Origin of the sequence: Microbacterium sp. 5K110 (assembly GCF_005774735.1) — a bacterium.
Classification (GTDB): Bacteria; Actinomycetota; Actinomycetes; order Actinomycetales; family Microbacteriaceae; genus Microbacterium.
The window spans coordinates 19,401-27,183 of sequence record NZ_VBUM01000044.1 but is presented as its reverse complement, the minus strand read 5'-3'; the positions used below and the strand labels follow the sequence as shown (position 1 = coordinate 27,183).

Genomic DNA, 7,783 nt, shown 5'->3' with positions numbered 1-7,783 from the left:
CCCCGGCCCCGGCCCCGGCTGGAGCGAATGCCGCGTCCTGCGCCGCCTTGCGGGCACGGCGGCTCGGCGGCGTCGGGGCGCTCACGTGCTCACCCGCACCGCGGTCGGTCCGAGCGCCGCGCCGGGGGCCGTGGCATCCGGGTCCTCGGCGACCTGGATCTCGGTGACCGGGAGCGTGGAGTCGGCACCGAAGGCCAGGGTCGACGGGCGACAGCCCGACGCGATGAGCTCGGCGGCGAGCGCGGCGATCATCGCGCCGTTGTCGGTGCAGAGCCGCAGCGGCGGGATGCGCACGGCGACGCCTGCGGCGGCTGCGCGTTCGAGGGCGACGTCACGCAAGCGCTTGTTGGCGATGACCCCGCCGCCCAGGAGCAGTCGGGGCACCCCGAACCGCTCGCACGCGTCCAGTGCCTTGGTGACGAGCACGTCGACGACGGCCTCGCGGAACGACGCGGCCACATCGGCCACCGGCACCGGCTCTCCCGCCGCCTCGTGCTGCTCGACCCACCGGGCGACGGCGGTCTTCAGGCCCGAGAACGAGAAGTCGTACCGGTGGGAGGCCATGTCGGACGCCCGCGAGAGCCCGCGCGGGAAGCGGATGGCGGTGGGATCACCGTCGGCGGCGGCGCGATCGATCTCGGGGCCGCCGGGGTACGGCAGCTTCAACAGGCGCGCGACCTTGTCGAACGCCTCCCCCGCGGCGTCATCCATCGTCTCGCCGAGGAGTTCGACGTCGCTGGTGAGATCGCGCACGAGCAGCAGGGAGGTGTGCCCGCCGCTCACCAGCAGCGCGACGGTCGGGTACTCCAGCTCCCCCGCGTCGGCGTCGAGGATGTCGGCCGCGATGTGGCCGACGAGGTGGTTCACGGCATAGAGCGGCTTGTCGAGGGCGACGGCGAGACCTTTCGCGGCCCCCACGCCGACCATGAGCGCGCCGGCGAGCCCGGGGCCGCTCGTCACGGCCACCGCGTCGATGTCGGACAGGGCCACGCCGGCTTCGGCGAGTGCCGCGTCGATCGAGGGCTGCAGCGCCTCCAGGTGGGCGCGCGCGGCGACCTCGGGCACGACTCCGCCGTAGCGGGCGTGCTCGTCCATGCTCGAGGCGATCGTGTTGCTGAGGAGCTGCCGGCCGCGGACGATCCCGATACCGGTCTCGTCGCAGCTGGTCTCGATGCCCAGCACGAGGGGCGCGTCCATCAGCACCATCCCTTTCCGGTCGTGGTCGTCGTCGCGTCATCCGGAGTGCGGCGCGCGGCCCAGCCGCGGAGATCGAGTTGCATGACGATCGCGTCGACGTCGTCGGGCTGGTAGTACCGCGGGCGTCGGCCGACCTCGGCGAATCCCTCCGAGGCGTACAGCGCCTGAGCGACCGGGTTGTCGGCGCGCACCTCGAGGAACACCTCGTGCACGCCGCGACGCTCGGCCTCGACGAGGAGCTCGCTCAACAGCGCCCGACCCCGTCCGCGCCCGCGCGCGGACTCGGCGATCGTGATCGTCTGGATGTCGGCATCCCGTGAACCGCGCACGGCACGCAGACCCGCGTAGCCGACGAGGCGCCCGGCCTCTTCGACCACGACGTACCAGCCGTGCGGCGACGCGAGTTCTTCGCGCATCATCGCGGGGCTCCACGCGTCGGTGGGGAACGAGGCGTGCTCGAGCGCCATGATCGCGTCGAGGTCGGCCGCGGTGGCGGCGCGCGTCGTCATCAGCTCACCCGCTTCGGGGCGTGGGCGGCCACGACGTCTGGGCTGCGCAAATACAGCGGCTCGGCCTCGGCGAGGGTTCGACCCGCGTCGAGCGCGCGTGCCGCGACGAGCGCGATCATCGCGGCAGAGACGCTCGTCGCGTCGTACCGGACGGCACCGGCCTCGGCCAGACGCGCGTCGAGGTCGTCGCGGGGGCTGAGGGCGGCATCCGCGATCCGCACCGGCAGGCCGTCGTCGTCGAGGCCGTCGTAGACGCTGTAGGCGAACTCTCTGCGGCGGGCGTCGGTGACGACCGCGAAGCGCGGGGTGTCGGCACCGGTGAGCGCGTCGGCGAGGAGCACGCCCAGCGCGACGCCGTCATGGCTCGGCACGGGGACGACGGGGATGCCACGCCCCAAGGCGTAGGCGCGAGCCGTCGCAATCCCCACGCGCAGCCCCGTGAAGGGACCGGGCCCCATGCCGATGGCGACGTGAGAGGGCGCCGGGGCGGCGGTGGCGGCTCGACGCAGGAGGTCACCGATCACCTCGGCGTGCCCGAGGGGGTTCGCGCTCTGCTCGTCGGCGAGCACTTCGCCGTCGCGCGCGATCGCCGCCACTGCCGTGCCGAGGGAGGTGTCGATGCCGAGGATCACGGCTCCAGGGTATCCGGGGCGTCCGACAGGGGTGTCGCCCGCTGGCCGGATGGCTGCCTCGCGCCCGCATCCGGCCACCGCCCGGCGGGGCGCACAACTCCGGCAAAAGGGGCAGCCCCGAGGATCGGCGGTCTCAGACCCCCGGAAGTGCCGGAGTTGCGCAGGCATCCGAGAGACGCCTCGGCTCCGAATGAGGGGTATGGAACGAGGACTGCACCGACTGGTGGTGCCCACGGCCGTCGGACCGGTCGTCGTGCACGCCGGTCGGCGCACCGAGGGGGCCGTGGCCACCGTCCTGCTGCACGGTGCCGCCGGGTCGTGGACGACGTGGACGCCCCTGCTGACCGCGGCCGACCGACTCGGCATCCCCGTCGACGACGTCATCGCGATCGACCTTCCCGGCTGGGGTGAGTCACGGGGCGCCGTGCCGTCGCCGCCGGATGTCGCCGATGCCGTGGCCGCGGCGGCTCGCGCCCTCGGATACCCCCGGTGGCGGATCGTGGGGCACTCCCTGGGCGCCGTGGTCGCCCTCGACGTCGCCGCCCGGTTCCCGGCGCAGACGGTCGCCGTGGGCCTGGTCTCGCCCACGGGCGCGGCGGTGCGCGCGGTCGCCCGCCGCCCACTCGCGGGCGGTGCGCGGCTCCCGGCCTTCGCCGGCATGGTGGCGGCCATGGCGATCCTGCGCGGCCTCGGCCCGCTGTCGCGTCCGTTGCTGCGGGGGCTGCGCCGAACCGGACTGCTGCGGGTTCTCTCCCGCCCGCTGTTCCGCCACCCCGATCGCGTCGACCGTTCCGTCTCGGATGCGCTGGCCGACGAGATCCGCCCGGCCGCCTTCCTCGCCGCCGCGCGTGCCGCCCGCACGCACGACGATGATGCGTGGCGGCGGATCACGGCGCCGGTGCGGGCCGTGCGCGGTCGCCACGACGTGTTCGCGGGACGTCACGACTCGCGCGAGGCCCGCCGCCGGATCACGGACTACCGCGAACGCGTCCTCGCGGACAGCGGGCACTTCGCCCACGTCGAGCAGGCGTACGAGACCCTGCGGGCCCTGCGGGAGGTGTGGGCGGCACAGCCCGGTCGGCGCGCGGCGCCGGAGCGGGACCGGCAGCCCACGTGAATCACGGTCAGGATCGGCGCGAGATCGTCACGGTCCGCGGCGCATCGGCGTCGAGGTCGAGGGTGTGCGGGGCGATCTCGCCGCACGCGTTGTCGACGCCGCGTCCACCGGACTCCCGCTCGATCTCGATGTCCCACCACCCGTCGGCGAGGTACTCGGCGACGCCGCGCCCCCACTCCACGATGACGACCGAATGCGCCACGTCGATGTCGAGGTCGTCGAGCTCCACGGCGGCGCCGAGCCGATAGGCATCCACGTGCACCAGGGGCGCGCCGCCGACGAGCGACGGATGCGTCCGCGCGATCACGAACGTCGGGCTCTGGACCGGACCCCGGATGCCGAGCCCCTCGCCGATCCCGCGGGTCAGGGTCGTCTTGCCGGCGCCGAGCGGACCGGTGAGCACGACCACGTCACCCGGCTCGAGGGCACGCCCGAGTGCACGCCCGAGGGCTTCCATGTCGGCCGGGTCGGCGATCTCGCGCGTCCCGAGCATCTCGTCGGGGACGCTCATGCGTGGACCTCCCGTCGGGGCACGCGCGCGCCGATCCGCGTGACGATCTCGTAGTCGATCGTGTCGGCGGCATCCGCCCACTCGCGCGCCGACGGCACCCCCAGGGTCGGATCACCGAACAGCACGACCTCGTCGCCGACCGCGACGGGGTGATCACCGACGTCGACGACGAACTGGTCCATGGCGATGCGCCCGGCGACGGTGAATCGGCGGCCGTCGATCGACACCGGACCGCGACCGGACGCGTGTCGCGGCACCCCGTCGGCGTAGCCGAGGGGAACCAGGGCGAGTGTCGTATCGCGCTCGGTGCGGTACGCGTAGCCGTACGAGACGCCGGTTCCCGCCGGCACGCGACGAACCGCAGCCACGGCGCCGCGCAGCGTCATCGCCGGGCGCAACCCGAGGTCGGCGGGCGTGCGGTCCTCGAACGGCGAGACACCGTAGATACCGATGCCGATGCGCACGCAGTCGAGACGCGCTTCGGGCAGGGCGATCGCAGCGTGGGTCGCCGCGATGTGCCGCAGCGGGGGGTTCAGCCCGGCAGCCGCGGCGAGCAGCACGCCCTCCTCGAATCGGGCGAGGGCCGCGCGGTCGTCGTCGTCGCTCGTGTTCGACAGATGCGAGAAGAGGCCCACCACGCGCAGGCGTCCGATGCGCTCGAGCCGTGCGGCCTCCGCGAACACCGTGCTCCAGGCGTCCGGAGCGATCCCGTTGCGCGACAGGCCCGTCTCGATCTTCAGATGCACCGCCGCGGGGCGATCGCCCTGCGCCGCCTCGCCGGCGCGCAGCAGTTGATCGATGTCGGAGATCCCCAGCTCGATGTCGTCGCGCACGGCCTCGACGAACGAGGCGCCCGGGGCGTGCAGCCACGCGAAGATCGGGGCACGGATGCCGCGCCGCCGGAGCGCCAGCGCCTCATCGATGTCCGAGACGCCGATGCGGGTCGCGCCCCCGCGCAAGGCAGCGAGGGCCGCGCGGTGCGCCCCGTGCCCGTACCCCTCGGCCTTCACGACCGCGATGACCTCGACGCCCGTGAGTCGGCGCAGGTGCCGCACGTTCTCGGCGATCGCATCGACGTCGATCAGCGCCTCGCGGAGAACTCCGGATGCCATCCTCATGCGCGGTCCTCTCGGGCGGGTTCCGTATCGACGGTGCGGGCCTCGGCGATGACGTAGGCCGTCGCCAGAGCCGCGTCGTGCGACATCGACAGGTGCAGCGCCGTGATTCCGCGTGCGGCCACCGTGGTGGCGGTCTCGCCGCTCAGCGTGAACGTCGGGCGTCCCGAGGGTTCGGGCGTCACCTCGATGTCGGTCCAGTACACACCGTCCGAGCCGCCGAGCGCCTTGATCAGGGCTTCCTTGGCCGCGTAGCGGGCGGCCAGCGACCGGGGCTTGAGCAGACGCTCGGCGGGAGCGAAGAGCCGGGCGAGCAGGCGCGGCGTCCGCGCGAGCTGCTGCTCGAAACGCGGCACGTCGACCAGGTCTACGCCGATTCCGACGATCATGCGCCCTCCCCTCGTGGCATCCTGTCCATTCTGCCGTGAGGACGGCGCCGAACGTCGCGCCACCCCACCCCGCACGACGCCGGCGCATCCCGCCGACGTGGCCCGACGCCCGCAGTCGCACCGTGCCGGAATTGCGCGGGCCGATTGGGCCGCGCCTTCAGCGGGCACAACTCCTGCGTGATCGCCTGGCGACCCCCCGCCGTCGCGTTGCCGGGGGAAGCTGCAGGAGTTGTGCAGGCGCAACCCCGCAGAGCAGACGGGATGCCGCCGGCCAGCCGCACCGCGCAACTCCTGCGGGATCAGCGCCCGGGCGGCACGCGGCGACGATCCGGGCCGTCCGCGCAGGAGTTGTGCAGGGCAGAGCGCGAAAAGGGGCCGGATGCCAGTGGCATCCGGCCCCGAAGAGTGTGGTCTTACTCGACCGTCACCGACTTCGCGAGGTTGCGGGGCTGGTCGACGTCCAGGCCCTTCGCCTCGGCGAGACCCATCGCGAAGATGTGCAGCGGGACGACCGCGAGGAGCGGCTCGAACAGCGGCGCCGCGAGCGGAATGCGCAGCACCTCGTCGGCGGCGGGGAGCACGGCGACGTCGCCCTCTTCGGCGATCGCGATGACGCGGGCCCCGCGGGCGCGGATCTCCTCGATGTTGGAGACGACCTTCTTGTGCATCTCTCCCGAACCGCGCGGCGACGGTACGACGACGAACACGGGCTGACCGGGCTCGATCAAGGCGATGGGACCGTGCTTGAGTTCACCCGCGGCGAAGCCCTCGGCGTGGATGTACGCGAGCTCCTTGAGCTTGAGCGCCCCCTCGAGGGCGATCGGGTACCCGACGTTCCGGCCGAGGAACAGCACCGATCGGGTGTCGGCCATCCAGTGCGCGAGCTGACCGATCCGCGCCTGCTCGGTCTCGAGCACGCGGGCGATCTTGCCCGGCACTGACTCGAGTTCCGTGACGGCCTCGACCGCGACCACGGGGTCGATCGTTCCGCGGACGCGGCCGACGTGGAGGGCCAGCAGATACAGCGCGGTGATCTGAGCGACGAAGGCCTTCGTCGAGGCCACGGCCACCTCGGGGCCGGCGTGCGTGTAGACGATGGCATCCGACTCGCGCGGGATCGTCGCGCCCTGCGTGTTGCAGATCGACAGCGTCTTCGCGCCGCGCGAGCGGGCGTACTTCACCGCCATGAGGGTGTCCATCGTCTCGCCCGACTGGCTGATCGAGACGACGAGCGTGCGCGGGGAGAGCACCGGGTCGCGGTAGCGGAACTCGTGCGCGAGCTCGACATCGACGGGGACGCGCGTCCACGTCTCGAGCGCGTACTTGCCGACCATGCCCGCGTACGCCGCCGTGCCGCACGCGATGACGAGGATGCGATCGATGTCGGCGAGGAACTCGTCCATTCCGTCGAGCTCGGGGATCTCGACGCGGCCCTCGTGGACCCGGCCGCGGATGGTGTTGGCGACGGCCTCGGGCTCTTCGGAGATCTCCTTGGCCATGAAGGACGACCAACCGCCCTTCTCAGCCGCCGAAGCGTCCCACGTGACCTCGAAGGGCTCGACGTCGACCGGAGCACCGGAGAAGTCGGTGACCTCGACGCCCTCGGGCGTGATCGCCACGATCTCGTCCTGCCCGATCGCGAGGGCATTGCGAGTGTGCTCGACGAACGCGGCGACGTCGGAGCCGAGGAAGTTCTCGCCCTCGCCCAGACCGATCACCAGCGGCGAGTTGCGACGGGCACCCACGACGAGGCCCGGGTGGTCCTCGTGCATCGCGAGCAGCGTGTACGCGCCCTCGAGGCGCGACACCACGGCGCGGAATGCGGCGACCAGGTCTCCCGTGCGGGCGTACTCGCGGCCGATCATCGCCGCGGCGACCTCGGTGTCGGTCTCGCTGCGGAAGGCCACGCCCTCGCCCACGAGCTCGCTCTTGAGCTCGGCGAAATTCTCGATGATGCCGTTGTGGATGACGGCGAGCTTGTCGTCGTCGGCCAGGTGCGGGTGCGCGTTGGCGTCGGTCGGACCGCCGTGCGTCGCCCAGCGCGTGTGCCCGATGCCGGTCGTGCCGTCGGCCAGGGGCGTGGCGACGAGATCGTCACGGAGCACGGCGAGCTTGCCGGCGCGCTTGCGCATTCCGAGACCCCCGTCGGCGTCGATCACGGCGATGCCCGCGGAGTCGTAGCCCCGGTACTCCAGCCGCGACAGCCCCGCCAGCAGGATGTCCTGGCTCTGCCGAGGACCCACGTATCCGATGATTCCGCACATAGCCTCCGAGTCTACGGGGCCGGGGCTGAGGGGATGCCGATGCCGCGGG

8 protein-coding genes are annotated in these 7,783 nt (G+C 72.7%); 1 reads left to right on the top strand and 7 read right to left on the bottom strand.

Annotated features, from left to right (window positions below; translation table 11 throughout):
- Nucleotides 1–81: 81 nt before the first annotated feature.
- The 3 genes from tsaD to tsaB are packed head-to-tail and all read right to left on the bottom strand — an operon-like array spanning nt 82 to nt 2,338.
- Entirely contained in the window at nt 82–1,197 is a 1,116-nt protein-coding gene (gene tsaD, locus FE256_RS11125; RefSeq protein ID WP_171024304.1) for a tRNA (adenosine(37)-N6)-threonylcarbamoyltransferase complex transferase subunit TsaD, read from the bottom strand.
- Entirely contained in the window at nt 1,197–1,706 is a 510-nt protein-coding gene (gene rimI, locus FE256_RS11120; RefSeq protein ID WP_138175591.1) for a ribosomal protein S18-alanine N-acetyltransferase, read from the bottom strand. Before rimI ends, tsaD begins: the two co-directional genes overlap by 1 nt.
- Nucleotides 1,706–2,338 carry a tRNA (adenosine(37)-N6)-threonylcarbamoyltransferase complex dimerization subunit type 1 TsaB gene (gene tsaB / locus FE256_RS11115; RefSeq protein ID WP_138175589.1) on the bottom strand — a complete coding sequence of 211 codons (633 nt, stop codon included), beginning with the start codon at nt 2,336–2,338 and terminating at the stop codon, nt 1,706–1,708. Before tsaB ends, rimI begins: the two co-directional genes overlap by 1 nt.
- Before the next feature lie 199 nt (nt 2,339–2,537).
- Between tsaB and FE256_RS11110 the strand changes: the two genes are divergently transcribed.
- Entirely contained in the window at nt 2,538–3,455 is a 918-nt protein-coding gene (locus FE256_RS11110; RefSeq protein WP_252370983.1) for an alpha/beta fold hydrolase, read from the top strand.
- Between the two features lie 7 nt (nt 3,456–3,462).
- Here FE256_RS11110 and tsaE read toward each other — a convergent pair whose 3' ends face one another.
- The 4 genes from tsaE to glmS all read right to left on the bottom strand — a co-directional run bounded on the left by tsaE (nt 3,463) and on the right by glmS (nt 7,734).
- Nucleotides 3,463–3,966 (bottom strand): tRNA (adenosine(37)-N6)-threonylcarbamoyltransferase complex ATPase subunit type 1 TsaE, encoded by a 504-nt coding sequence (gene tsaE, locus FE256_RS11105; protein WP_138175585.1) that lies wholly within the window; start codon nt 3,964–3,966, stop codon nt 3,463–3,465.
- Nucleotides 3,963–5,084, bottom strand: a complete 1,122-nt coding sequence (gene alr, locus FE256_RS11100) for an alanine racemase (protein WP_171024303.1) — start codon at nt 5,082–5,084, stop codon at nt 3,963–3,965. Before alr ends, tsaE begins: the two co-directional genes overlap by 4 nt.
- Entirely contained in the window at nt 5,081–5,470 is a 390-nt protein-coding gene (locus FE256_RS11095; protein WP_138175583.1) for a holo-ACP synthase, read from the bottom strand. The genes alr and FE256_RS11095 overlap by 4 nt, the downstream gene beginning before the upstream one ends.
- A gap of 413 nt (nt 5,471–5,883) precedes the next feature.
- Nucleotides 5,884–7,734 carry a glutamine--fructose-6-phosphate transaminase (isomerizing) gene (glmS, locus tag FE256_RS11090; protein WP_138175581.1) on the bottom strand — a complete coding sequence of 617 codons (1,851 nt, stop codon included), beginning with the start codon at nt 7,732–7,734 and terminating at the stop codon, nt 5,884–5,886.
- Nucleotides 7,735–7,783: the final 49 nt, after the last annotated feature.

Excerpts from the sequence above, each read along its gene's own strand:
- rimI (WP_138175591.1), bottom strand. The coding sequence starts at position 1,706 with ATGACGACGCGCGCCGCCACCGCGGCCGACCTCGACGCGATCATGGCG.
- FE256_RS11110 (WP_252370983.1), top strand. The coding sequence starts at position 2,538 with ATGGAACGAGGACTGCACCGACTGGTGGTGCCCACGGCCGTCGGACCG.
- glmS (WP_138175581.1), bottom strand. The coding sequence starts at position 7,734 with ATGTGCGGAATCATCGGATACGTGGGTCCTCGGCAGAGCCAGGACATC.
- alr (WP_171024303.1), bottom strand. The coding sequence starts at position 5,084 with ATGAGGATGGCATCCGGAGTTCTCCGCGAGGCGCTGATCGACGTCGAT.
- FE256_RS11095 (WP_138175583.1), bottom strand. The coding sequence starts at position 5,470 with ATGATCGTCGGAATCGGCGTAGACCTGGTCGACGTGCCGCGTTTCGAG.
- tsaE (WP_138175585.1), bottom strand. The coding sequence starts at position 3,966 with ATGAGCGTCCCCGACGAGATGCTCGGGACGCGCGAGATCGCCGACCCG.
- tsaD (WP_171024304.1), bottom strand. The coding sequence starts at position 1,197 with ATGGACGCGCCCCTCGTGCTGGGCATCGAGACCAGCTGCGACGAGACC.